Annotated in this window: 17 protein-coding genes; 7 read left to right on the top strand and 10 right to left on the bottom strand. The window is 64.7% G+C overall.

What is annotated here, in order from left to right; all coding sequences use genetic code 11:
- The first annotated feature begins 67 nt into the window (after positions 1-67).
- On the top strand, positions 68-1,432 hold the full coding sequence (locus tag Q0071_RS19175; protein WP_298173498.1) for an FAD-dependent oxidoreductase: 1,365 nt from the start codon (positions 68-70) through the stop codon (positions 1,430-1,432).
- A gap of 143 nt (positions 1,433-1,575) precedes the next feature.
- Here the strand turns inward: Q0071_RS19175 and Q0071_RS19170 are convergent, their stop codons facing one another.
- From Q0071_RS19170 to Q0071_RS19135, 8 genes are read right to left on the bottom strand one after another with little or no spacing between them, the layout of a single operon-like run.
- Positions 1,576-2,070, bottom strand: coding sequence for a sarcosine oxidase subunit gamma family protein (locus Q0071_RS19170; protein WP_298173495.1), 495 nt, complete (start codon positions 2,068-2,070; stop codon positions 1,576-1,578).
- Entirely contained in the window at positions 2,063-4,828 is a 2,766-nt protein-coding gene (locus tag Q0071_RS19165; RefSeq protein WP_298173492.1) for a 2Fe-2S iron-sulfur cluster-binding protein, read from the bottom strand. The genes Q0071_RS19170 and Q0071_RS19165 overlap by 8 nt, the downstream gene beginning before the upstream one ends.
- Positions 4,825-5,088, bottom strand: a complete 264-nt coding sequence (locus tag Q0071_RS19160; protein WP_298173489.1) for a sarcosine oxidase subunit delta — start codon at positions 5,086-5,088, stop codon at positions 4,825-4,827. The genes Q0071_RS19165 and Q0071_RS19160 overlap by 4 nt, the downstream gene beginning before the upstream one ends.
- A 13-nt stretch (positions 5,089-5,101) precedes the next feature.
- Positions 5,102-6,361 (bottom strand): sarcosine oxidase subunit beta family protein, encoded by a 1,260-nt coding sequence (locus Q0071_RS19155; protein WP_298173486.1) that lies wholly within the window; start codon positions 6,359-6,361, stop codon positions 5,102-5,104.
- Positions 6,358-7,578 carry an FAD-binding oxidoreductase gene (locus tag Q0071_RS19150; protein WP_298173483.1) on the bottom strand — a complete coding sequence of 407 codons (1,221 nt, stop codon included), beginning with the start codon at positions 7,576-7,578 and terminating at the stop codon, positions 6,358-6,360. The genes Q0071_RS19155 and Q0071_RS19150 overlap by 4 nt, the downstream gene beginning before the upstream one ends.
- A gap of 1 nt (position 7,579) precedes the next feature.
- Positions 7,580-9,040 (bottom strand): NAD(P)/FAD-dependent oxidoreductase, encoded by a 1,461-nt coding sequence (locus Q0071_RS19145; protein ID WP_298173481.1) that lies wholly within the window; start codon positions 9,038-9,040, stop codon positions 7,580-7,582.
- 3 nt (positions 9,041-9,043) lie between these two features.
- Entirely contained in the window at positions 9,044-10,309 is a 1,266-nt protein-coding gene (locus tag Q0071_RS19140; protein WP_298173478.1) for a cystathionine gamma-synthase family protein, read from the bottom strand.
- Complete coding sequence (locus Q0071_RS19135; protein WP_298173476.1) at positions 10,299-11,510, bottom strand: aromatic ring-hydroxylating dioxygenase subunit alpha; 1,212 nt, start codon at positions 11,508-11,510, stop codon at positions 10,299-10,301. Before Q0071_RS19135 ends, Q0071_RS19140 begins: the two co-directional genes overlap by 11 nt.
- A 559-nt stretch (positions 11,511-12,069) precedes the next feature.
- Between Q0071_RS19135 and Q0071_RS19130 the strand changes: the two genes are divergently transcribed.
- The 6 genes from Q0071_RS19130 (at position 12,070) to Q0071_RS19105 (ending at position 22,532) form a co-directional block, all read left to right on the top strand.
- The gene (locus tag Q0071_RS19130; RefSeq protein WP_298173473.1) at positions 12,070-14,754 is read left to right on the top strand and encodes a TonB-dependent receptor; all 2,685 of its coding nucleotides are present in this window, start codon (positions 12,070-12,072) and stop codon (positions 14,752-14,754) included.
- A 123-nt stretch (positions 14,755-14,877) separates the two neighbouring features.
- Positions 14,878-16,968, top strand: a complete 2,091-nt coding sequence (locus Q0071_RS19125; protein WP_298173470.1) for a tetratricopeptide repeat-containing sulfotransferase family protein — start codon at positions 14,878-14,880, stop codon at positions 16,966-16,968.
- Between the two features lie 18 nt (positions 16,969-16,986).
- Positions 16,987-18,297, top strand: coding sequence for an MFS transporter (locus Q0071_RS19120; RefSeq protein ID WP_298173467.1), 1,311 nt, complete (start codon positions 16,987-16,989; stop codon positions 18,295-18,297).
- Positions 18,290-19,732, top strand: a complete 1,443-nt coding sequence (locus Q0071_RS19115) for an aldehyde dehydrogenase family protein (protein WP_298173463.1) — start codon at positions 18,290-18,292, stop codon at positions 19,730-19,732. The genes Q0071_RS19120 and Q0071_RS19115 overlap by 8 nt, the downstream gene beginning before the upstream one ends.
- Entirely contained in the window at positions 19,729-20,916 is a 1,188-nt protein-coding gene (locus Q0071_RS19110; protein WP_298173459.1) for a mandelate racemase/muconate lactonizing enzyme family protein, read from the top strand. Before Q0071_RS19115 ends, Q0071_RS19110 begins: the two co-directional genes overlap by 4 nt.
- Positions 20,913-22,532, top strand: a complete 1,620-nt coding sequence (locus Q0071_RS19105; protein ID WP_298173456.1) for a GMC family oxidoreductase N-terminal domain-containing protein — start codon at positions 20,913-20,915, stop codon at positions 22,530-22,532. Before Q0071_RS19110 ends, Q0071_RS19105 begins: the two co-directional genes overlap by 4 nt.
- 35 nt (positions 22,533-22,567) lie before the next feature.
- Here Q0071_RS19105 and Q0071_RS19100 read toward each other — a convergent pair whose 3' ends face one another.
- Both Q0071_RS19100 and Q0071_RS19095 read right to left on the bottom strand, forming a co-directional pair.
- Positions 22,568-23,521, bottom strand: a complete 954-nt coding sequence (locus tag Q0071_RS19100; protein ID WP_298173453.1) for an NAD(P)-dependent oxidoreductase — start codon at positions 23,519-23,521, stop codon at positions 22,568-22,570.
- 6 nt (positions 23,522-23,527) lie between these two features.
- Positions 23,528-24,601: an alcohol dehydrogenase family protein gene (locus Q0071_RS19095; protein WP_298173450.1), complete on the bottom strand. Its 1,074-nt coding sequence runs from the start codon at positions 24,599-24,601 to the stop codon at positions 23,528-23,530.
- Positions 24,602-24,648 lie beyond the last annotated feature (47 nt).

Raw genomic sequence — 24,648 nt, 5'->3', positions numbered from 1 at the left:
GCTTAATGGCAGGCGGCGCCCCCCGCGCCGGTTGACCGCCCCCGTGCTTGCGCCATGCTGCGCCGCCATGACCAGACAGATCGAAGAACCCGCCCGCCAGATCGACGTGATCCATGAGACCGACGTGCTCGTGGTGGGATCGGGGCCGGGCGGCCTCGCCGCCGCGCTCGCCTCGGCACGTGCGGGGGTGAAGACCACGCTGGTTGAGCGTTATGGCTGCTTCGGCGGAAACATCACGCAAGTCGGCGTTGAAGGCTTTGCCTGGTACCGCCATCCCGAAACCATCGATAGCGAAGGCATCGGCCGCGAGTTCGAAGACCGCGCGGTGGCAATGGATGCGGCGCTGCCCGAACCGCAATCGATCAGCCACGCGCTCGATGCCGAGGCGTTCAAGCATGTGGCGGACGTGCTGGTGGAGGAAGCTGGCGTGATACCGATGCTCCACCGGCTGGTGGTCGCGCCGATCATGGAAGGCGACACGATCCGGGGCGTGATCGTGGAAAGCAAAGCCGGGCGCGAGGCGATCCTCGCGCAGCGGGTCATCGATGCGACCGGGGATGCCGACCTCGCACATCGCGGCGGCGCGCCGACCATCAAGCATCCGGTCGATGAGATGATGTCGGTCTCAGTCATGTTCTCTATGAGCGGGGTCAACAAGGCGCGCTTCATCGACGCGGTGAAGGCCGATCCGCAGACCTATGGCGACTGGTCCGGTGGCGGCGAGTGGGACATCACCACCAGCGGCAAGGAGGACGCGATGTTCTCGCCTTTCCTGCGCAAGCCCTTCCGGCAGGCGCTCGCCGCCGGGCTGCTGCCGCCCAACCTTGCGACCATCGCGGGCACCTGGGGCACGGTTTCGGATCAGGGCGACCTCACCTACCTCAACCTCGTCCACCATTATCTCGACGGCACTGATCCGGACAGCCTGACGCGCGGCGAAATGCACGGCCGCCGCGATGCGATGCACGCGATTGCCGCGCTGCGCGGCTTCATGCCGGGGTGCGAGGGGGCCAAGCTGCGCAACTTCGGCATGACGCTGGGGGTGCGCGACACGCGCAAGATCGACGCGGCCTACAACATGACCGGCGATGATGTGCGCGGCGAAGGACGTTTTGAGGATTCCATCGGCATCTTCCCAGAGTTCATCGATGGCTATGGCCTGCTGATCCTGCCGACGACGGGGCGCTATTTCCACGTGCCCTATCGCTCGTTGGTGCCCAAGGGGATCACGAACCTGCTGGTTGCAGGCCGCGTGATCGGCGGGGACAAGGTGAGCCACGCCGCCGTGCGCAACATGATGTGCTGCGCAGTCTCTGGGCAAGGCGCGGGCGTGGCGGCGGCGATTTCGGTGAAGACGGGGCGTGATTTCGATGCGCTGGATATTGGCGCGGTGCAGGCGGAGCTCAGGCGGCAGGGCGCGCGGATTCACTAACGGCCCCACCCTTCCCAGACCTCGCAAGCCTCGTCATTGCTAGCGTAGCGAAGCAATCCAGAGCGATTGTGCGCGGCGCTCTGGATTGCTTCGTCGCTTCGCTCCTCGCAATGACGAGGTTTTGAGGGAACAGGGTAGCGGCCTCAGGCCCCCAACAGCGGCAGCGCTGCGTCCCAGAAGTGGTGGAGGCTCTGCGCATAGCTTGACGGCACATAGACCACGCAGGCGTCATCGCTCTCCACATGGAGCCGCACGCCGACATGGTCGATGACCGTGGCAGCGGTGGCGCCCGCCGGTAAAGCGGCAGCGCTGGTATCGAACACCCCGCCTTCCAGAAGAAGCTCGCGCCAGCCTGGGCCAGCAATGCGGAAGCGCACGACGCCGCCGCCGATGCCGGTAAGGGCGCCGTCATCTCCCAGCGTATCGGCAAGCACCGAGACATCGCCCTCGGCCAGCCACACGTTCGGTTCAAAGCGCATCAGCGTGATCGCGCCATTGGCCGCGCTGCGGCCCATGACGGGCAGCGCGAAACCGAGCGCCTTCTGCACGCGCGTAGCGACCGCCTGCGGATTTGCCCAGATTTCCAGCGCATGGAGCGGCGCGGCCGGGATCACTGTGATCGAAGTGGGATCAGTCACGGTAGCGCTCCCCAGCAGGATCATAGAAGTGCGGCGAGGTGACGCGCACGCGGGCCTTCTCCCCGCGCGTGGGCGAACTGACGATCATTTCCTCGCCGTGGCGCTTGTGCCCGCCCTCCAGCAGCGCGAGCGCGATGGCTCCACCCTCCAGAATGCGGCGGGCCGCGGCGGTTACATGGCCTTGCGGCGATTGGCCCGCGCGCTGGATCAGCATGCCGCCCTCGGGGATCGGACCATCAAGGCTGACGAGGCCGACGAGATTGTTGCGGTCCGGCAAGGCAAGGGCAGGCCGCGTAAGGCCCGCCGCACCGATAAAGCCGCCCGCCTTGTTGAGCATGCCGCCAAGGCCGAGATCCTGCGGGGTAGACCGGCCATCGACTTCGCCGCCGACGACCACGTGGCCCTTCTCGATCCGCAGCAATTCCATCGCTTCGAGGCCATAGGGCGCGCCGCCCTCGGCGCGGGTCGCGGCCTCGATGGCCTTCCAGACGGCGGCGGCATGGCTCGCTTCGACATGGATTTCGAAGGCACGCTCACCGCTGTAGCTGGCGGCAAGGACATGGACCGGAACGCCCGCCAGAACGCCGGGGACATAGCCCATGTGGCGCGGCGGTTCGGCGCCGATGAGTGCGGAAAGGATGCTGCGGGCGCGCGGGCCAGCTAGCGCGATGCCGGCGTAGTGTTCCTGCACGTTGACAACCGAGCACTTGAGGTCCGGCCGCAGGCTGTTGCGCACATAGGAAATGTGGTGGGCCATGCGGTCCGCGCCGCCGGTGGAACTCGTCAGCAGGTAGCGGTTCTCGGCAAGGCGCCAGACGGTGCCGTCGTCACTGACGAAGCCGTCTTCGCGCAGCATGAAGGTGTAGCGCCCGCGCCCGACCGCCAGCTTGCCGACTGTGGTGGCGCACACAAGCTCAAGCAGTGCAGCCGCATCGGGACCACTCACTTCGAACTTGCCGAGCGTGGAAACATCGCTGAGGCCTGCCACGGTGCGCACGGTGCGTGCCTCGCGCAGCGCGGCCTGCGCAAGGCTCTCCCCATCCACCGGATAGGCGCGCGGGCGGAACCAGTAGCCCAGCGGCTGCCAGATCGGATCGTGCGCTTTGTGCAGCACATGCAAGGGGATCCGGCGCACGTGTGCCCCCGCATTGCGTGCGCCGGCGCCTGCCAGAAGGCCCATGGTGACGGGCGTGAACGGCGGGCGAAAGGTGGTGAGGCCGGCCTGCGGAACGGTCACGCCCTGCTTTTCGGCTAGCCGCGAGAGCGCGACCATATTGCTGGTCTTGCCCTGATCGGTCGCCATGCCCAGCGTGGTGTAGCGCTTCAGGTGCTCGACCGAGCGGTAGCCTTCCTGCCAGGCGAGATCGATATCGGCGAGGCTGACGTCGTTCTGGAAATCGACAAAGCTTTTCTTGGCCTTGCCCGCTGGCGCCACAGCGGGCGCAGGTGGCGGACTGAGCGCGCTGCCGATGGTCTCGCACATCTGCGGCGTTTCGCCGGGGATGAAGGCCTGCGCCTCCTCGTTCCAGACGAGTTTGCCGCCTGCCTGCATGTGGAGGTGCGATACGGGCACGAAGCCGCCGGAGACGGCGATCAGGTCCGCCTCGAAGCTCTGCTCGCTGCCACCGATAACGGCCGTGACATTGCGCAGCGCGTGCTTGCGGCCGGTGACGCTGGAGGGGCGCGCATCGTAATGGACGCTAACGCCAGCAGGTGCGGCGGGGCCAGAAGCGCGGGCATCGAGCAGGGCAACGACTTCTGCGCCTGCTTCGACAAGGGCCTGCGCCGTGAGATAGGCATCATCGTTATTGGTGGCGACAACAACACGCTTGCCCGGAAGCACCCCCCAGCGGCGCACATAGCTCCGCACGGCCTGCGAAAGCATGACGCCGGGGTGGTCGTTGTTGGCAAAGGGCACTGGCCGCTCAATCAGGCCAGTGGCGAGCACCACCCGCCCTGCCCGCACGTGCCAGAGTCGCTGGGCGAAACCATGCGGCGGGACTGCGCCGGGTTCGACAAGGCGTTGGGTGAGGGTGAGGAAGTTGTGGTCCCAGTAGCCCGAAGCCGTGGTGCGCAGGAGGACTTCACCGCCCAGAGCCTTGATCCGCTCGACCATCGCGGCGGGATCGATGGCGGGATCAGGATCGCGAAGGAGCGAGCCGCCGGGGACAGCGTCCTGCTCGACCAGCATGACGCGCTTGCCTGCCTCGGCGGCTTCGAGCGCGGCCTTGAGGCCTGCCGGACCGGAGCCGACCACCAGCACATCGCAGAAGCCTGCGCGCTGCGAAAAATTGTCGGGATCGGGCTCGGTCGGCGCATTGCCGAGGCCGGCGGCGCGGCGGATGAAGCCCTCATAAAGCATCCAGTGCTTCGCCGGGCCGAAGAAGGTCTTGTAATAGAACCCGGCACCGAGCGCGGGCGCAGCGAGGCCGAAGATCGACGCGATGTCGAACGACAGGCTCGGCCAGCGGTTCTGGCTCATGGCGACCATGCCGGGATAGACAAACACATCGGTCGCGCGGGTATTGGGTTCGGTGCGGCCACCTTTCCCCACCGTGACAAGCGCGTTGGGCTCCTCGATTCCGGCGGACATGATCCCGCGTGGGCGGTGATACTTGAAGCTGCGCGCGACGAGGCCGACGCCGTTGGCCAGCAGCGCGGCGGCAAGCGTATCGCCCGGGCGCGCGTGGTAGGTCGTGCCGTCGAAGGTAAACGGGATCGTCTCTTCGCCCGAGGGCGCGCGTGCGGGGCCGCTCATGCCAGCGCCTCCGGACCGATGGCCTTCACCGCTTCGATCACATGGGTGACGCGGTGGCGGGTGAGCACCATCCACGCGCGGCAGCCATAGGTATGACGCCAGATTTCTTCATCGAGGCCCATCGGATTGGCGCGAGTGTAGAGCGCCTGCATCGCGGTGTGCGCATCGGCGGCGGGATCGACGACGGAATCGGTCGTGCGCTCGTAAGTGAACTCGGTCTGGGCACGCGGGCCGCAGTGGGGACAGGTGATCTGGTACATCTTGCAGCCTGTCTCAGCGATGGTTCGGCATGGGGCCGACCGCAGTTTCGTCGATGGTTGCCCCGGTCATGAAGCGTTCGAGGCTGAACGGCGCGTTGAGTTCATGCGGCTTGCCGGTGGCGAGCGTGTGGGCATAAGTCCACCCCGAGGCGGGCGTCGCTTTGAAGCCGCCGTAGCACCAACCCGCGTTGAGGTAGAGGCCGTCGATCGGCGTTGTCCCGATGATTGGCGCGCCGTCGAAGCTCATGTCCGTCACACCCGACCAAGTGCGCAGCATCCTGAGGCGTGAGAGCGCGGGCATGCAGGTCACCGCCTGCGCGATGGCATGTTCCTTGATCGTCGGCTGGCCGCGGCGGGCATAACTCGGCCAGTTGTCCGGATCACCGCCCATGACGATGCCGCCCTTGTCGGACTGGCTGATATAGAAGTGGAGCGACTGCGACATAACGACGGACTGGACCATCGGCTTGACGCCTTCGGTAACGAGCGCCTGCAGGGTCTGCGATTCAATCGGTAGCTCGAGGCCCGCAAGCCCCGCGACATGGCCGCTGTGGCCCGCGACGCAGATGCCGGTGCGGCCCGCGAGGATGCGGCCGCGCGTGGTCTCGACGCCGGTGATCTTGTTGCCATAGCGCACGAAGCCGGTCACTTCGCACTTCTGAATGATATCAACGCCCAGCGCATCGGCGGCGCGGGCATAGCCCCAGGCGACGGCATCGTGCCGCGCGGTGCCGGCGCGCCACTGGATCAGCGCGCCGTCGATGGGGAAGCGGGCATTGCGGGAAAGGTCCAGCAGCGGCTCGATCTTGGCGATCTGCTTGGGGGTGAGGAGTTCGGCATCGATCCCGTCGCAGCGCATGGCATCGCCGCGTTCGGCGAGCTTGATCATGTCACCATCGTTGTGGCCGAGGAACATCGCCCCGCGCGGGCTGAACATGACGTTGTAGTTCAGATCGTCGCTGAGATTGTGCCACAGCTTGAGCCCGAACTCGAAGAAGTTGTGGAGCTGCGGCAGACGGTAGTTCGAACGCACCAGCGTGGTGTTGCGGCCAACATTGCCGCCGCCGATCCAGCTCTTTTCCAGCACCGCCACGTTACGGATGCCGTGGACTTTGGCGAGGTAATAGGCGGTGGCAAGGCCGTGCCCGCCGCCGCCGATAATGATGACATCATAGCTCGCGCGCGGCTCCGGATCGCGCCACGCCGGTTCCCAGTGCTTTTGCCCGTTGAACGCACCGCGCAGCAGACTGAAGGCGGAATAGGGCGTCTTCATGCGGCGAGTTCGGCTTTCGCAGGCTGCCAGCCGCGCTGCTCGCGCCAGTCTGCGCCAATGCCGTCGAAGCGCGATAGGCTAAGCTTGGCGACATCGGTGAAGCTGCACTGCCCATCGACCACCAGATCGCGCACCGCGTGGCCCGAGGCGGGCGAGAGGCCGAAGCCGACGCCCGACATGGTGACCACGGTGACGTTCTCCGGGTCCTTCATGCGGTCGATGATCGGACGGCCATCGGGCGTATTCTCGACAATGCCCGCCCAGGATCGGATCACATTGAGATGCGCAGCCTTGGGGAACAGTTCCGCCACGCGGCGCGCGAGGTTGCGTGTCAGCGGCGAGGAAGGCCGCGCCGGGGGGCCGGCCTCGAAGGTCTCCAGCCATTCGTGCGGGCCGCCGCCATAGGCAAGATTGCCGCGCAAGGTCTGGCGGCCATAGAGCCCGTTCCCGTCGACGCCGCCGATGGGCATCATCGGCGCGGGTTCGGTGACAATCATTTCGGCGCGTGCGGCGGCGAGCGGAACCTCAACCCCAAGCTTGGCCATGAGCGCCTGAATCTGCGGGCCGGCGGCGACAACAACGGCATCGCATTCATGCCGGCCGCTGGTGGCATGGACCGCGATGACCTTGCCGCCCTCGGTCTCGAACCCGGTGACGGGGCTGTGCTGGACGATGCGCCCGCCCAGATCCTGCAGCGCCCAAGCATAGGCCTGCACCGAGCGTTGCGGATTGGCGTGGCCGCCAAAGCGGTAGTGCATGCCGCCAAGGCAGTTGTCGCCCGCAAGCGGCACCATCGCACGCACCTGATCGCCAGTCAGCAGATCGACACGGTAGCCCATGTCGTTGTTCATCTTGGCGAGGTAATGGTATTGATTCAGCTGCTTGGGGCTGATCGCGATGACGAGGCGTTCCTGCTGGTGCTCAGTCGGGTAGCCGAGCAGTTCGTCCATGTGCGGCCACATGCGCTGCTCTTCCTCGAACAGCGGGCTTTGATAGTGCGAGGCGCCGCCGCCATTGCGGCCCGAGGCTTCCCAGCCGACAATGCCCTTGTCGAGCACCGTGACCTGAGCGCCCGAACGCGCGAGCCACCAGCCTGCGCTGAGACCGGAGACGCCGCCGCCGACAATGACGACTTTCATCTTCGCCGCGGTGCCGGCGATCTTCGCCATGGTTTCCTGCGGCGTTTCGCTGGGGGTGGGCATACCGACGTAAGACATTTTAGAGGCTCCACCCTTCGGCGATGGCTTGCTGGTGCTCACGCTCGCGCGGCGTGTCGATATCCCGGTAAGGCACCCATTGCGTGGGGATGCCGAACCAGACGTCCCAACCGGCGCGCATATCTTCGCTCTCTTCCCAATCGGCCAGAATGCGCAAGGGCAGCGGGCGGACGGGCGCGCGGTGCGTGGCGAGCGGGACCGTGCCGAACGGGCCGTTCGCGGCCGTGGCCAGCATCATCGCCACCTGATCGCGGCAGCGGCGGCCCTGACACACGCCCATGCCTGCGCGGGTAAGGCGCTTGATCTGGTCAGGGTTGGGCGGGCCATCCTTGATCAGTGTATCGAGCGAACGCGCGGCCATCGGCGCTGGGCGCTCCAGATAGCGCGGGGGCTGCACGCCGAGCAGATCGGCGCGGGTCACTTCCTCGCACTGGCACACGATGGTATCCGGCGCGGAGAGCTTGCCGAGCTCGCGGGCCCATTCCATGCGGTATTCGACATGGTCGAAGCCGGTGTCGGCAAGCCCGGCACAATCGCCGACGCAAGTGACGCCCGCGTTATCGCCCGGAATATAGCCGCCGCGCGCGCCATCGAGCACGCGCTTGCCGCCCATCGCGTCGACCAATTCGATCGAGGGGACGAGACCGATGGCGAGCACGATCGTATCGACTGCGATTTCGGCGCCCGAGCGCAGGCGCACGCGTTCCACACCATCGATGCCGCCGATAGCTTCGGCTGGGGCGTCATCCAGATAGAACGGGATCTGCGCGGCGCGGACGGCTTCGGCCAGCGCGGCATCGCCTTGCGGCGCGTTGCGTACTTCGACCACACCCGCGACATCGACGCCTTTCTCGCGGGCAAGGAGCGCGGTGCTGAGTGCAAGATCGTGGCTACCGACGATCAGCACGCGCTTGCCTGCGAAGGCTTCGTAGCGGGTGAGCAGACGCTCAAGCGCAGCGGCGCCCATCACGCCCGGCTGGTTCCAACCCGGGAACCCGATGGCCAGATCGCGCGCGCCGGTGGCAAGCACGAGTTCCCCGTAGCCGGCGATCCAGCCGCGATCCTTGTCGGCGAGCGCGACGACGTTTTCCGGAAGGCCGGTAATGCCGGGGCCGTTGCGATAAACGCCCCACGCACTGGTGCCGAGAAGCACTTCGACGCCAGCTTCCATGGCTGCTTCGAGCATCGGCTCGCTCATGAACACGGTTTCGAGCATGCGCTCGGCGTTCTGCGTCGCGGCAGTCATGCGGCCGCCGAACAGTAGCGGCACGTCGTTGCCCATCGCCGCGCCGGGGATGGGGTTCTCGTCGACGAGGAGGACCGACTTGCCCTCACCTGCCCCGGCGATGGCGGCGGCAAGCCCTGAGGGTCCGGCGCCAACCACGACCATGTCGTAGCGCGCCTCGGGCGCAGGAAGCTTGGTGCCGATCGCGTGGGGATCGGTTCCGTTATTCAGGTGCATGATTCAGACAGCCTCTAGTGCCTGGGAAAGGTCGGCGATGATATCGTCGGCGTGTTCGAGCCCGACGGACAGGCGCATTGTTCCGTCGGTAATGCCGCCGGCAAGGCGCCCCTCGCGCGGGACGGCATAGTGCGTGGTGGTCGCCGAATGGCAGATCAGCGTTTCCGATCCGCCAAGGCTGACCGCGAGCTTGAGCAGCCTGAGCGCATCGAGCATGCGGAACGATTCCGCCTCGCCGCCATGGAGATGGAACGAGAACGTGGAACCTGCACCCTTGCACTGGCGATCGTAGACGGCGCGCGCCGGAGTGCCCTCGGCAAGGAAACCGAGGTAAGTGACGCCGGCCACTTTGGGATGATCGCGCAGATATTCGGCCACTTTTTGCGCGTTCGACATCGCTCGCTCGATCCGCACCGAGGCGGATTCGAGGCTGCGCACCACGAGCCACGCGGTAAACGGATCGAGGTGATTGCCCCAGGTGGTACGCAGCGTGCGCAGCTGGTGGATCAGCTCCAGCTTGCCGCTCACCCCGCCCGCCAGCAGATCGCTGTGCCCGGCACAGTACTTAGTGAGCGAGGTCATGCACAGGTCCACGCCCTGCTCGATCGGACGCTGGGCGAAGGGCCCAAGCAAGGTGTTGTCCACCACCACGAGCGGGCGGCGACCGGTTTCGCGGCCGATCTCGTCCGCCACCGCGACCATGAGATCGAGATCGACCATGGCGGCGGTCGGGTTGGCCGGCGTTTCGGCCACGATCAGCGCCAGCGGCCCCTTGGCCAGCGCGGCACGCGCGGCGGCGCGCACGGCATGGGGATCGCAGCCGTCGGTATAAGTTTCAACGTGCGTGCCAAAGCCCGGCATGACCGAGCCATAGAGCATGTCCACCCCGCCATAGATCGGGCGGCCATGGAGCACGCTGTCCCCTGGCTTCACGAAAGTCAGCGCGATCGAGGAATGCGCCGCCATGCCCGAAGAGAACGCGGCGGCAGCCTCCGCGCCATCAATGGCGGCGAGGCGCGATTCCAGAATGTCGAGCCCCGGATGGCCGAGGCGCGAATAGATATGCCCCTCACCCTTCTTCCCCGCCAGCGGCCCGGTGCCATCAAAGAACGCCTCGTGGACGTCCTTCGCGTGCTGGGCGCTGGGGTAGATGAAGGTCGAGGTAAGATAGACCGGTGGCTTGACCGCGCCAAGCGCCCCGGCCGGATCATAGCCGAAGGAGACAGCGAGCGTTTCGGGCCTCAAGCCCTTGGAAGAATCAGCTACCATGCGTCTCGACATACTTGCGGGCGGTGTCGCAGTACCAGTCCGTAAAACGCAACGCGAGCATCTCGGCCTCTTGCGAGTAGGGTCCGGGCATATAGCCGGGGCTGTTCACGCCGAGCTGGTTGTTCTCCGCCAGTTCCTTGTCCTGCAGATTGGTGCGCGTCCACAGGTCGGCAAGGTCCTCGACCGAGTAGTCCACGCCTTCGACCGCATCCTTGTGGACGAGCCACTTGCCGGTCACCGCGGTTTCATGCGGCCCAACCGGCATCGCGCTGAACATGAAGGTGTGGTCGGCGGTCGAGTGGGTGAAGCAGTGCGGATCAATGGCCAGGCGCATCGAGCCGATGTCGCCGCCGTTGAGCTCGCACATCAGCTTCTTGACGAGGTGCTTGCCGTCCATCGAGAGCGAGACCACCTCGGGGTTTAGCGCAAAGCGCGCAAGCTGCCACCAGTCGCCCTCGATTGCCTCGGTGGTGAGGCCCACGGCCGCCATCTGCTCGTGGAAGCTGGCGAGCCGGGTATCGCCATCGACATCGAAGTGCCGCTTGAGGCCGACCGGAAAGGTTCGCGCCAGTTCAGGATGGCCGGTCGCACAGTGGTAGCACTCGCGCCCGTTCTCCATCACGAGCTTCCAGTTGGCGTACTCGGTGATCGTGCTCTCGAACGCGAGCTTGGCGTTGCGAAGATCATGCGGCGCGAGGTATTCCTCAAGCCGAAGCGCGAATTCATTGAACGGCGGCGGGTTGTCGTCAAAGCAGATGAAGAGGCAGCCGGCGACGCGCTCAAGCTGGATCGGGCGCAGGCTGTGGGCGGCCTTGTCAAACCCGTCTTCCATCCGCATCGCCGAAAGCAGCGAGCCATCCAGTTCATAGGTCCAGCGGTGATAAGGGCAAACGATCTTGGGCGCAGAGCCGCTGCCCGCCGCGCAGAGCAGCGAACCGCGGTGACGGCAGGAATTGTGGAACGCGCGGATCTCGCCGTCGCGGCCCTTGACGATCAGCACCGGCCACTTGCCAACCATCTGCGAAATATAGCTGCCCGCCTTGGGCAGCTCGCACTCGAAGCCGGCCATGAGCCAGCTGGTGCCGTAGATGGCAGTCATGTCGAAGTCGAAGACTTCAGGCTCGTTGTAGAGCGCCTGGGGGAGGCAGTGCCCTTGCGGCCGCTGGGCCAGAAGCGAGCCGATCCGGCTAAGGTCGATCATTACGTGAAGTTTCCCGAAGTCGCGAGGTACGGATAAGGAACCGCGTGGACCAACCGCGCGAATGCAGCCAATCGGATTTCCTTATGCCGCCATGGAAAATTGACAAAATGGCATGAGCCATGGCCGCTTGATGCGTCGCCGCGCCCTTTGCGGATGGTTGCAGATTCGTCCAATCTGGAATAAATTTCTGTTATATCAATAATTTGTTGAATTATGCCCAGCCACATGCGGCAAGGAGGACCAAAAAGCCACAGTCTCCCACGACGTTGGGTCGCCGCAATCTGGGGGTGGATTTAGGCCCTGCTTTAACCTAGGCTTGCCCAAACGCGGTAAAGCGCGAGCTAAAACGGGGAGTAAAATCAGGGAATTGCCAGCATGAGGGGGATCAGACCAGAATGGTCGATCCGGATTGAAGCGGCAGACACCATGCCCTTGCACCCTTTTTGGCTATCTCCTGACGACTGCCTCCGTTTTTGTTCGGCCCGCTGCGCTTTGACGGGATGCGGCTTTGGGCCGACAGGGAATGGAAACGATGGGGGTATCAATGAAATCTCGGTTTATGTTGTCGTGCGCAGCCGCGGCCGTCGCGCTGGGCTCGGGCGATTTCGCGCTGGCGCAGAATGCCGAACCGCAGGCAGACGCCGCTGCCAGCAGCAGCGATGTGATCATCGTCACGGCACAGCGCCGTGACCAGTCGATCCAGGACGTGCCGCTGACCCTGCAGGCCTTCAGCACCGACACGCTGAGCAAGCTCAACGTGACCTCGATCGAAGGCCTGCTCAAGTACACGCCGAACGTCACCTTCTCGAACAACGGTCCGGGCCAGGGCGCGATCTTCCTGCGCGGCCTTTCGGCCGGTTTCGCCGGTCAGCAGTCCTCGGCGACCATCGGCGGCTTCCCCAACGTGGCGCTGTATCTCGATGACCAGTCGATGCAGTTCCCGGCGCGCAACGCCGACGTCTATCTGGCCGACATGGAGCGCGTCGAAGTGCTCGAAGGTCCGCAGGGCACGCTCTTTGGTGGCGGCGCGCAGGCCGGTGTGGTTCGCTACATCACCAACAAGCCCAAGCTGAGCAAGTTCGAGGGCCGCTTCGAAGGCAGCTTCGGCGGCACCGCCGGCGGCACGACCAACGGCTCGTTCAACGCGATGATCAACGTTCCGATCGTCGAGGACAAGCTGGCGATCCGCGTGGTGGCCTACACCGACCACCGCGGCGGCTATATCGACAACAAGCTCTCGACCTTCACCCGTCTGCCGAGCGACCTTGGCTCGTACTACCTCGCCTATCAGGGCAACGGCAACCAGCTGACGCCTGACCAGCAGAGCCGCCAGGGCAAGTACAGCAACGCCGCGCTGGTCGAAGACAACTTCAACCCGGTCGACTACACCGGCGGCCGTCTGGCGCTTGCTTGGCAGATCGCGCCGGATTGGGACCTGCTCGTTACGCAGGCCTACCAGAAGCTGGAATCGAAGGGCACCTTCGCGGTGCAGACCTACACCTACGACTATCAGCCGCTGACGGGCCTCTCGGCCACGCTGTTCTCGCCCCAGTACAACAAGGACGACTACTGGAACACGGCCTGGACGCTGAACGGCAAGATCGGCGACAACATCAAGGTGATCTACACCGGCGCCTACCTCAAGCGTCACATCTCGCAGCAGGGTGACTACACCAACTACGCCCGCGCGACCTACGGCATCTTCTACCAGTGCACCGGCGGTGCGAACTACTACTGGAACGTCGGCGCGGCGCCCTATTGCTACGAGCCGAACAGCCGCTGGAACGACAAGGTCCGCAACACCCACGAGAGCCACGAAGTGCGCTTTTCGTATGACAGCAGCCGGTTGCATGCGATCGTCGGTGGGTACTACGAGAACTTCAAGATCCAGGACAACATGGACTGGTCGTACACGACGATTCCGAACTGCGGTCTCGACTTTGTCAAGGCACCATCCGGTGGTGAATCGCGTGCGGCGAACCCGGTTTGCCTCGGCCAGGTCGCACCCAACCCGAATGCAACGCTCAATGTGCCCGGTCCCCGCGCACCCGGCGTGTCGTTCGGTCAGGACATCACCCGCGGCTACAAGCAGTATGCAGCGTTCGGCTCGATCGATTTCGATATCACCGACAATCTGACGATCACCGCCGGCACCCGCTACTACTACTACGACAACTTCCAGAAGGGTTCGGTCTACTCGTCGTTCAACGGCGGGTGCTATCAGGTCGCGGTCTGCACCACGGGTTCGAACCTCGATGCGCTTGGCCTCAAGTCGACGTACAAGGGCTTCCGCAGCAAGGGCACGATCACCTGGAAGCCGCAGCAGGGCACGATGCTGTACTTCACCTACAGCGAAGGCTTCCGTCCGGGCGCATTCAACCGCGGTCCTTCGGCCCGTGTGCGCGATCCGATCGCACCGCACGCACCCCAGCTTCTCGTTCCGGCTGCCTATTCGCCGGATAACCTGATCAACTGGGAAACCGGCCTGAAGACCGAGCTCTTTGACGGCAAGATGACCTTCAACCTGTCGGGCTACTACATGGAGTGGAAGAACATCCAGATCGGGTTCTTCAACCCAGCCGCAGGCTTCGGCAACACCGCCTTCGCGACGAACGGCCCGACCTATCACATCAAGGGTCTTGAGGCGCAGCTCTTCGCGCGTCCGATGGAAGGTCTGACCATCAACGGTTCGGCGACCTACAACGAAAGCAAGCAGGCCAACGCGCCTTGCTTCATCGCCAACAACCCCGGTGTGTCGAGCTTCGGCCAGTGCATCACGCAGGTGTTCGTGGGCGGACAGGTCAAGCCGGTGCAGAGCCCGTTCGGCAACGTCGGCAGCATCACGCCGTTCAGCCCCAAGTTCCAGGGCAACATCCGCGCCCGCTACGAATGGTCGGGCAAGGGCGGCATGGACTGGTTCATCGGTGCCGGCGTGAACTACATCAGCACGCAGTACAACCAGCCTTCGACCTATCCTGACGGTAACGTCCCGGGCAACGGCAACGGCCTGAGCCCGAACGGGATCATCGTTCCGGCTACGACTGTGCTGCGCTACAAGATGCCGGGCTATGCGCTGACCGATGCGCAGATCGGCTTCACGCGTGACAATTGGACGGTGACGATCTTCGGTGACAACCTGTTCAACAGCCATGCTTCGACGTTCACCAACTCGTCGCAGTACATCAAGACGTCGACGATCGTGCGTCCGCTGACCTACGGCATCAAGATCGCAACCCGGATGTGATCGAAGGCTGATGAATGGAAGGGGTGGCGTGGCAAACGCCACCCCTTGCTTCTCGCGGCACACGAAACTGGATGGGCGAGTTTGATGGACACGCGCGGCGATGGCCGACAGGAAAGTGCGTAGATGGCCACGCAAGCAGACCTGACCCATCCTGAGAATACCCACCCTGCCCCGTCTACTGCGGCTCCGCCGGAGGCAGAACTGAGGGCGCTTCATGGGCTTCAGGCCAAGGGTGACTATGCGGCAGCGGCGAGCGGAGCAAAGCGCCTCCTTGCGTCCGCGCCGGCCAATCGCGATCTCCTGCTGATCGAGGCGCATTCGCTGCGCATGATGCAGCAGACCGATGCGGCGCTTGCCGCGCTTGATCGGCTCGCGGCGCATCACCCCAATTTCAGCCAGTTGTACCTCGAACGCGGGCTCTGCCATGTCGCCCGGCGCGATGCTCCCGCGGCAATCTTCGATCTGCGCACGGCGGTCACTGCCAATCCGGCGCTGGCGATGGGCTGGCGCATGCTCGACGGGCTCTACCGGATGACCGGGGACACCCGCAGCGCTGGGCTTGCCGCACGGCACTTTGCCCATCTCGCCAGCCTCCCGCCACCAATCGTCCAGGCCAAGGTGCTGTTTGGCGACGGGGAGATCGATGTCGCCGAAACGCTGATCCGGCGGTTCCTGCTGGAGGCGGGCAACCACCCCGAAGCCATGCGGCTGCTGGGCCAGATCGGCCACCGGCGCAATGTGCTCGATGATGCCGAGGCGCTTTACGAGGGCGTCCTCGCGATGGTGCCGGACCATGACGAGGCGCGGCACGAATACGTGCAAGTGCTGATCGCCCGGCACAAGTTCCCGCAGGCGCGCGAGGCGCTGGAGCCGCTGCTGAAGCGCGATCCACGCGGGCACGCGCACCGCATCCAGGCCGCGACGATCCGGGTCGGGCTTGGCGATTTCGAAAGCGTGATCCCCGAATATCGCGTGATGATCAGCGAGATTTCGGGCGAGACGCTCGAAACCCGCGTCCGCCGCGCCGATCTCAACCTGTGGCTCGGCCACGCGCTCAAGACCGAAGCCCGCACGGCCGAAGCCATCGATGCCTATATGGCCGCGACCGCCGACCGGCCTGATTTCGGCGATGCGTGGTGGAGCCTCGCCAATCTCAAGACCTACCGGTTCTCTGCCGAATCCATCGCGGTGATGCAGGCGCGGCTCGATGATCCGGCGACGGCGGATGTCGACCGCATCCACATCGCCTTCGCGCTGGGCAAGGCGCTGGAGGATGCCGGAGACTACGAAGCCTCGTGGGCTGCCTACGCACGCGGCAATGCCATGCACCGCGCGGGCAATGGCTATCTCCCCGAAGTGTTCGAGACCAACACGCGCGAGCAAAAGCGTGTGTGCACGCCCACTTTCTTCGCCGCGCGCGAGGGTTGGGGGCTGGACGATCCTTCCCCCATCTTCGTGCTCGGCCTGCCGCGTTCGGGTTCGACCTTGCTCGAACAGATCCTCGCCTCGCACTCGATGGTCGAAGGCACGCAGGAACTGCCTGATATCCAGCGGATCGTCCACGAATTGCAGGGCCGCGAACTCAATTTCGACAAGCCGCTCTATCCCGGATCGCTGCTCGATCTTGATGCGGACGCGGTGCGCCGGTTCGGCGAGCAGTATATCGCCGACACGATGCCCAACCGCATCCTCGGCCGGCCCTTCTTCATCGACAAGATGCCGAACAATTTCCGGCACGTGGGCCTGATCCACCTGATCCTGCCGAACGCGAAGATCATCGATGCGCGCCGCGATGCGATGTCGTGCTGCTTCAGCAACCTCAAGCAACTGTTCGCGCAGGGGCAGGAATTCACCTACGGGATCGAGGACATCGCCCGCTACTACAAGACCTATCTTGAGCTGATGGACCACTGGGATGCTGTCCTGCCGGGCCGGGTCCTGCGCGTGCAGCACGAAGACGTGGTCGAAGACCTTGAAGGCAGCGTACGGCGCATCCTCGATTACTGCGGCCTCCCCTTCGAAGACGCCTGCGTCGAATTCCACAAGACCAAGCGCTCCGTCCGCACGCCGAGCTCGGAACAAGTGCGCCAGCCCATATTCCGTGACGGGCTCGATCAGTGGAAGAAGTTCGAGCCCTGGCTTGAGCCGCTGCGCGAAGCACTCGGGCCTGAGCTGGCGCCTAAGCCGCACCACGACGATCAACAACAAGCCTAATCGGGACAGGACAAGCCAATGGCAGCAATAGGCGCAACATCAGCCCCCGCAGGCGAGGAAAATGCCTCGGTAGCCCTGCGCTGGTACGTGCTGTTCGTGATGATGCTGGCCTATACGATCAACATCGCGGACCGCTACGTGATGTCGACCGTGCTCGAACAGATCCGGCTCGACCTGCACCTCAGCGATGGCGGTGTGGCCTTCCTCACCGGTGTTTCGCTGGCGCTGTTCTATGTCGGGATGGGGATCCCGCTTTCCTGGATCGCGGACCGCTACAACCGGCGCAACCTGCTGGCGATCTCGATTACGCTCTGGTCGGTGATGACCACGCTGTGCGGTCTTTCGCGCGGCTATTACCAGCTTCTGCTGGCGCGCATCGGCGTGGGCATCGGTGAAGCGGGCGGCACGCCTTCCTGCAACTCGATCATCTGCGACTACTTCCCCGCTGCCCGCCGCCCGATGGCGCTGACGATCTTCTGCCTCGGCGCTCCGATCGGCGCGTGGATCGGCGCGGACATGGCGGGCGCAGTGGCCCATGCTTATGGCTGGCGCGCGGCGTTCCTCGTGCTCGGCATTCCGGGTGTGCTGCTTGCCCTGCTCATCATGGCGACGATCCGCGAGCCCAAGCGCGGCTGCCTCGACGTGGTGCAGAGCGACGACAACCCGACCCTGATGGAAACGATGCGCTTCTGCCTGCAGCAGCGCTCGGCGGTTCACGTTATGATGGGCAGCGGGCTTTCCGCCCTTTGGGGCTGGGGCCTGATGTGGTTCATCCCGACCTTCCTGCAGCGGACTTACGGCCTCGACGTGGGCGCGGCCGGCGCCATCGTCGGTCCGATCCACCTCGTGATGGGCATCGGTGCCTCGCTGCTCACAGCGTGGATGCTGGCCCGGCCGTCCTACACCGATCCGCGCAAGATCGTGTACCTGCTGGGCGCGGTGACGGCGGTGGCGACGGTACCCTCGATCCTCGCGATCTACACGCACAACCTTGCGCTCGCGACCGTTTCGCTGTGGCTGTTCATTCCGGGCATCTACTTCTACATCGGCCCCGCCTTCGCGCTCGGCCAGAACCTAGCGCCGCCGAAGATGCGCGCGATGTTCAGCGCGATTGCCCTGCTGATCGCGAACGTGTTCAACCTGATCGTCGCGCCGCAGGGCGTTGGCTTGCTGAGCGACTATTTTGCCGGCCCCGCTGGCCCCGATGCGGCATCACTGCGCTCGGCGCTGCTGATCCTTGCCCCCACGGGGTTCTGGGCCGCGTTCCATTACTTCATGGCGGCCAAAACGATCGTCGAAGACCAGAAGCGAGCCATCGGATATGTCTGAACTGAACCCCCTCCCCTCCTATATCAACGGCGCAAGGGCCCTTCCCGCCACCTCGACAGCTGTTTTCGAGGCGATCAATCCGGCGACTGAAGAGCCCTGCGCGCGGGTAGCGCTGTGCGGGCCGGACGATGTGGACCGCGCGATGGCGGCAGCGCGCGCCGCGTTCGACGGCTATTCGTCGCTCAGCCTCGACGAGCGGCTGGCGCTGGTCGAAAAGCTCATCGCCGTGTTCGAAGCGCGCTATGACGAGATGGTCACCGCGATCAGCACCGAAATGGGCGCGCCCTACGACCTTTCTTTCAATGCGCAGGCCGAATGCGGGCCCGGCCACCTCAAGGAAACCGTGAAGGCTGCGCGCGAGATGGTGTGGGAGCGGCCGCTCGGTGGGCGCGGTCGGCAGGTGCATGAAGCCGTCGGCGTCTGCGCGCTGATCACGCCGTGGAACTGGCCGATCAATCAGCTTGCGGCCAAGATCGGCCCGGCGCTGGTCGCGGGCTGCACGATGGTACTGAAGCCGAGCGAGATCGCGCCGCTTTCCGCGCAGCTCTTCGCCGAATTCATCCACGAGGCTGGCTTCCCGGCGGGCGTGTTCAACATGGTCCACGGCACCGGCCCCGGCATCGGCGATGCGCTGACAAGCCATCCGGAAGCCGACATGGTTTCGTTCACCGGCTCTACCCGCGCGGGCATTCAGGTCGCCAAATCAGCGGCCGAGACGGTCAAGCGTGTCAGCCAGGAGCTGGGTGGCAAGTCGCCCAACCTCGTGTTCGCCGATGCGGGCCTTGAGGCTGCCGTCGCGCGCGGGGTGCGCCACTGCTTCAACAACACCGGCCAATCGTGCAATGCGCCGACGCGCATGCTGGTCGAGGCCTCAGTCTATGACGAGGCGGTCGAGATCGCGAAAACGGTCGCCGAAAGCGTGACGCTGGGCGACCCGATGGAAAAGGGCCCGCATATCGGCCCCGTCGTCAGCAAGGTACACTTTGATCGCATCCAGAAGCTCATCGAAGCGGGCATCGCAGAAGGCGCGCGGTTGGTGACGGGTGGCCCTGGCCGGGCTGACGGGTTCAACCGCGGCTACTACGTCAAGCCGACAATCTTTGCGGACGTGACCAACCAGATGACCATCGCGCGCGAGGAAATCTTCGGCCCGGTCCTTGCGATGATCCCGTTCAAGGACGAGGCCGATGCCGTCGCGATCGCCAACGATACGCCCTATGGCCTCGCCGCCTATGTCCAGACCGGCGATCTGGAGCGTGCACGGCGCGTCGGGCGCAAACTGCGCGCGGGCAGCGTCTATCTGAACGGCGCAGGCCAGGACTATTGCTCGCCCTTCGGCGGCTACAAGCAATCGGGCAACGGGCGCGAATGGGGTGAATTCGGCCTCCACGATTACCTCGAAATCAAGGTGATCAACGGCTTCGAGGCCGCATGAAGCTCGCCGATATCGAGACATTCGTCGTAGGCAATCCGCCGCCGCATTTCGGCGGGCGCTACTTCGTGTTCGTGAAACTGACCACGGCCTGCGGGATCAGCGGGATCGGGGAGGCTTATTGCGTCCCCTTCTCACCGCATCTCGTGGCGAAGATGATCGAGGACGTCTTCGCACGCTATGCGGCAGGGCGCGATCCGCACGATATCGAGAACCTGTGGCGGCGCGTCTATTCAAGCGGGTTTACCCAGCACAGCGACCTCTCGCTGATGGGCGTGCTGAGCGCGCTGGAGATGGCCTGCTGGGATATCATCGGCAAGGCCGCGGGGCAGCCGGTCTACAAGCTGCTTGGCGGGCAAGTGCATGAGCGGCTTCGCGCCTACACTTATATCTACCCGCGCCCGGGCGATCAGACCGACGTCTATCACGATCCGATCCTCGCGGCGGAGCGCTCGGCGGAATATCTCGCCATGGGCTTCACCGCGCTGAAGTTCGATCCGGCGGGGCCCTATTCGGCGTTCGACGGGCGGCAGCTGTCGCTGGAGGCGCTGGACCTCAGCGAGCGCTTTGCAAACACGCTGCGCGAGGCTGTGGGGAGCCGCGCGGACTTGCTGTTCGGCACGCACGGGCAGATGACGGCGGCAGGCGCAATCCGGCTGGCGAAGCGACTGGAAGCGGCTGATCCGCTGTGGCTCGAAGAACCGATACCGCCCGATGCGCCCGAGGAAATGGCCAAAGTCGCGCGCGCGACATCCATTCCCATCGCGACCGGAGAGCGGCTGGCGACGAAGTATGATTTCGCGCGCCTGCTCGATGCCGGCAGCGCGGCGATCCTGCAGATGAATTTGGGCCGCGTCGGCGGGCTGCTGGAGGCGAAGAAAATCGCCGGCATGGCCGAAGTGCGCCACGTGCAGATTGCGCCGCACCTCTATTGCGGGCCAGTTGTGGGCGCAGCCAATATCCAGCTGGCAACCGCGACACCCAACTTCCTGATCCTGGAAAGCATCGAGGAATGGGGCGGTTTCCATTCGGAAATCCTCAAGACACCGATCCGCTTTGAAGAAGGCCACGTGATCCCGCCGACAGTGCCGGGGCTCGGCGTGGAACTGAACGAGGACGTGGCGCGCGCGCATCCCTACACCGGGGATATGCTGCACCTGGAAATGACGCAGCATCCGGTAAGATGACCGAAACATTCGATTATATCGTGGTGGGCGCAGGCACCGCCGGGTGCGTGCTGGCCAATCGGCTGACCGAGGACGGCAAGTCCACCGTCCTGCTGCTGGAGGCTGGCGGTAGCGACCTTTCGATCTGGATCCAGATGCCGATCGGCTATGGCCGCACCTTTTTCGACAAGCGCATCAACTGGATGTACGATACCGAACCGGTGGAAGGCCTCGGCGGTAGGAGCAGCTACTGGCCGCGCGGCAAGGTTATCGGCGGATCGGGCTCGATCAACGCGATGGTTTACGTGCGCGGGCAGCCGCGCGATTTTGATGACTGGCGCGCGGCCGGCAATCCCGGCTGGGGTTGGGCTGATGTGCTGCCGTTCTTCACCAAGTCCGAGGATTTCGACCGCTACAGCGCGCACCATGGGCGTGGCGGGCTGCAGCACGTGACGGAGATCACCCCGCACGTTCATCCCGTCTGCCATAGTTTTATCGAGACAGCGGAAGGCCTCGGTTTTCCGGTGACGAGCGATTTCAACGGGAGCAATCCGGAAGGCGTCGGGTTCTACCAGATCAACACGCGCGGCGGCTGGCGTGCCTCGACTGCCAACGCCTTCCTGCACCCGGCGCTGAAGCGCAAGAACCTCATGCTGCGCACAAAATCGCAGGCGACGCGGGTGCTGTTTGAAGGTTCACGCGCTGTCGGCATCGAGTACCGGCGCGGCGGGAAGCTGCAAGAGGTGCGGGCGCGGCGCGAGGTCATCCTCTCGGGCGGCGCGATCAATTCGCCGCAATTGCTGATGCTGTCGGGCATCGGTGATGGCGCGGCGCTGGCGCAGCATGGCATTGGCGTGCAGTGCGATTTGCCCGCCGTGGGCCGCAATTTGCAAGACCATCTTGCGGTCTCGTATTTCTACAAGGTGCGCACAGCGACCTTGAACGACGAGTTGCATCCGCTGCTCGGCAAGGCCCAGGCGGCGCTGCGCTTTGCATTCGACCGGCGCGGGCCGCTTTCGCTGAGCGTGAACCAGAGTGGCGGGTTTGTGCGCAGCGCGCCGGATGCGCCAAAGGTCGATTTGCAGCTCTATTTCAGCCCGGTGAGCTATACCAAGACGCCGCTCGCCGCGCGCAAGCTGCTCAATCCCGATCCGTTCTCGGCGTTCCTGCTTTCGTTCAATCCCTGCCGTCCGACGAGCCGGGGCCATCTGGCGCTGCGTTCAGCCGATCCGCTGGCCTACCCGGTGATCCAGCCCAACTACCTCTCGACTGAAACCGACATCGCGGAAGTGCTGGCGGGCAATCGCCTGCTGCGCCAGATCGCCGCGAGCCGCCCGCTGGCTGACATGATCACCGAGGAACTGATCCCCGGCCCGGCAGTGCAAACCGAGGAAGACCAGCTCGCCGATTTCCGGGCGCGCGCCGATACAGTCTATCACCCCACCGGCACCTGCGCGATGGGGCCTGATGCCGCAACATCGGTGGTCGATGCGCGGCTGCGGGTGCATGGAACGGAAGGCCTGCGCGTGATCGATGCCTCGATCTTCCCCAACATCACCAGCGGCAACACCAATGCGCCGACAGTGATGGTGGCGGAAAAGGGCGCGGCGATGATCCTTGAGGATGCGCGAAAATAGGGACTGTCCCTATTTTCGCGGCCCCGGTTGTTGCCTCAGCGGCGCGGCACCACTTCGTAGCCCTGCTCTTCGGGCTCATCATCGACCATCTGATCGGGGAAGCCCGTGCCCAGCACCTTGATGCCGACCGGCTCTTCATAACGGCGGATAATATTTGGCGAGAATTCGCGCGGGCCGAAGGCGGCTTCGCCTTCCTTGAACAGGCGCACGATAAGCGGCGACATTTCCACCGGAACGCCGGTTTCCTGGGCAATATTGTCGAACAGGCCGACGTCCTTGGAGACGAGGTCCATCGTGAAGTTGATATCGCGGCTGCCGTTGAGGATCACCTGCGATTCCGTCTCGTGCACGAAACTGTTGCCCGAGGAAATGCGGATCGCCTCATAGGTCGTGTTCATGTCGAGCCCGACCGCCTTGCACACCGTCAGTGCCTCGGCGAGCGCGACAAGGTGCGCGGTGCAGAGGAAGTTGGTCATGACCTTGAGCTGCGAGGCGGTGCCCCAGTCGCCCGTGTGCAGCACCCGGCGGCCGAGTGTTGTGAGCACAGGCAGCACGCGCTCAAAGCCCTCGCGCGGGCCAGCGGCGAAAATCGAGATATTGCCGGTGTCCGCCCGGTGGCATCCACCCGAGACCGGGCATTCCATGAACAAGCCGCCACGCGCCTCGACCAGCGGGCCGAGGCGCAGTACCTCGGCATAATCGGTCGTGCTCATTTCCATCCACACCTGCCCGGGGCGCATGACGGCGAGGAAACCGTCTTCACCTTCTGCCACGGCGGCGCTGGCAGCCGGCGAAGGCAGGCAAGTGATGATGACATCCACCGCCTCGCCCAGCGCCGCCGGGCTGGCCGCTTCCTTGGCGCCGCGCGCGACATATTCGGCGACGAGTTCGGGATTGAGATCGCGCACGGTGACGTCATGGCCGTTGCGGATCAGGCTGCCCGCGAGCTTGCCGCCGACATTGCCGAGGCCGATGAAACCGATCTTCATGGGGGCTTACACTCCGGGTATCAGCACGATCTTGCCGATGTGCTTCTTTTCAAGAAAGGCGCGCTGCGCCGCGACGATTTCGGAAAGCGGATATGTGGCGGCAACCACCGGCCTGATTTCGCCGCGTTCGATATAGCCGACGAGATTGGGAAAGACCTCCAGCTCAAGGATCGTGCAGCCGTAGAGCGTAAGGTCCTTGAGGTAGAGCGTGCGCAGATCAAGCTCGGCAATCGGGCCGGAGATCGCGCCTGCCACGCCGTAGCGGCCGCCGCGCTTGAGTGCATCGAGCAGGGCGGGAAAGCCCTCGCCGCCGGCAACATCGATCACCACATCAAACGTTTCGCTCTCGAACCGGCACCCGCGTGGTTCGACTTGGGTCGCGCCAAGTTCGCGCACGCCATCGGCCTTTTCCAGGCTGGCGAGCGCAGTCACCTTTGCACCCCGGCGCTTGGCCAGTTGCACTGCAGCAGAGCCGACCCCGCCCGACGCCCCGGTGATCAGCACGCGTTCGCCCGCAGCCAGTGCAGTGCGGGTCAGCATGTTTTCCGCCGCCGAATAGGCGCAGGGGAACGAGGCGAGTTCGACATCGGTCAGTGCCGTCTCGATGCGGTGCGCATGCGCTGACGGAACGCGCGCAAATTGTGCAAACCCGCCATCGACTTCGGAACCGAAATACGTGGCCTCGAACCGGCTCGCGCCGCGAAACACGGGTTCCACCAGCACGCGCTGACCCACTCGGGCGGGATCGACGCCCTCGCCTACCGCAACAATGCGCCCGGCAGCATCAGCTCCCTGAATGCGCGGGAACTGCGGGACAGCCCCGGTCCAGCCCGAATCCTCGGTGTTCGCCTCGGCGAAACCGTCGCCACCCCCGGCTTCGGTGGCGACCGTGACGGCCTTGGAATACCACGCGGTGCGCGTGTTGATATCGGTGTTGTTGACCCCAGCGCCGCCGACGCAAATCAGAACTTCACCCGCCCCGGGCTGAGGCACTGGGACATCTGTGCGATAGGAGAGGCATTCGAAGCCGCCGTTTCCGGTGAGCAGAACGGCGGACATCTCCGAAAGATTCTTGGTCATTGCACCCCCCAACCCCTGTTCGTGTCGAGCGAAGTCGAGACACCATG

Source organism: Novosphingobium sp., from assembly GCF_027486195.1.
Classification (GTDB): domain Bacteria; phylum Pseudomonadota; class Alphaproteobacteria; order Sphingomonadales; family Sphingomonadaceae; genus Novosphingobium.
The sequence above is the reverse complement of the archived record's forward strand: the minus strand, read 5'-3'. Positions and strand labels throughout refer to the sequence as shown.

What these genes read in the sequence shown, in the direction of transcription:
- Q0071_RS19120 (WP_298173467.1), top strand. Translation starts at nt 16,987, where the DNA reads ATGGCAGCAATAGGCGCAACATCAGCCCCCGCAGGCGAGGAAAATGCC.
- Q0071_RS19155 (WP_298173486.1), bottom strand. Translation starts at nt 6,361, where the DNA reads ATGAAGACGCCCTATTCCGCCTTCAGTCTGCTGCGCGGTGCGTTCAAC.
- Q0071_RS19145 (WP_298173481.1), bottom strand. Translation starts at nt 9,040, where the DNA reads ATGCACCTGAATAACGGAACCGATCCCCACGCGATCGGCACCAAGCTT.
- Q0071_RS19150 (WP_298173483.1), bottom strand. Translation starts at nt 7,578, where the DNA reads ATGTCTTACGTCGGTATGCCCACCCCCAGCGAAACGCCGCAGGAAACC.
- Q0071_RS19105 (WP_298173456.1), top strand. Translation starts at nt 20,913, where the DNA reads ATGACCGAAACATTCGATTATATCGTGGTGGGCGCAGGCACCGCCGGG.
- Q0071_RS19135 (WP_298173476.1), bottom strand. Translation starts at nt 11,510, where the DNA reads ATGATCGACCTTAGCCGGATCGGCTCGCTTCTGGCCCAGCGGCCGCAA.
- Q0071_RS19130 (WP_298173473.1), top strand. Translation starts at nt 12,070, where the DNA reads ATGTTGTCGTGCGCAGCCGCGGCCGTCGCGCTGGGCTCGGGCGATTTC.
- Q0071_RS19175 (WP_298173498.1), top strand. Translation starts at nt 68, where the DNA reads ATGACCAGACAGATCGAAGAACCCGCCCGCCAGATCGACGTGATCCAT.
- Q0071_RS19165 (WP_298173492.1), bottom strand. Translation starts at nt 4,828, where the DNA reads ATGAGCGGCCCCGCACGCGCGCCCTCGGGCGAAGAGACGATCCCGTTT.
- Q0071_RS19125 (WP_298173470.1), top strand. Translation starts at nt 14,878, where the DNA reads ATGGCCACGCAAGCAGACCTGACCCATCCTGAGAATACCCACCCTGCC.
- Q0071_RS19110 (WP_298173459.1), top strand. Translation starts at nt 19,729, where the DNA reads ATGAAGCTCGCCGATATCGAGACATTCGTCGTAGGCAATCCGCCGCCG.
- Q0071_RS19100 (WP_298173453.1), bottom strand. Translation starts at nt 23,521, where the DNA reads ATGAAGATCGGTTTCATCGGCCTCGGCAATGTCGGCGGCAAGCTCGCG.
- Q0071_RS19115 (WP_298173463.1), top strand. Translation starts at nt 18,290, where the DNA reads ATGTCTGAACTGAACCCCCTCCCCTCCTATATCAACGGCGCAAGGGCC.
- Q0071_RS19160 (WP_298173489.1), bottom strand. Translation starts at nt 5,088, where the DNA reads ATGTACCAGATCACCTGTCCCCACTGCGGCCCGCGTGCCCAGACCGAG.
- Q0071_RS19095 (WP_298173450.1), bottom strand. Translation starts at nt 24,601, where the DNA reads ATGACCAAGAATCTTTCGGAGATGTCCGCCGTTCTGCTCACCGGAAAC.
- Q0071_RS19140 (WP_298173478.1), bottom strand. Translation starts at nt 10,309, where the DNA reads ATGGTAGCTGATTCTTCCAAGGGCTTGAGGCCCGAAACGCTCGCTGTC.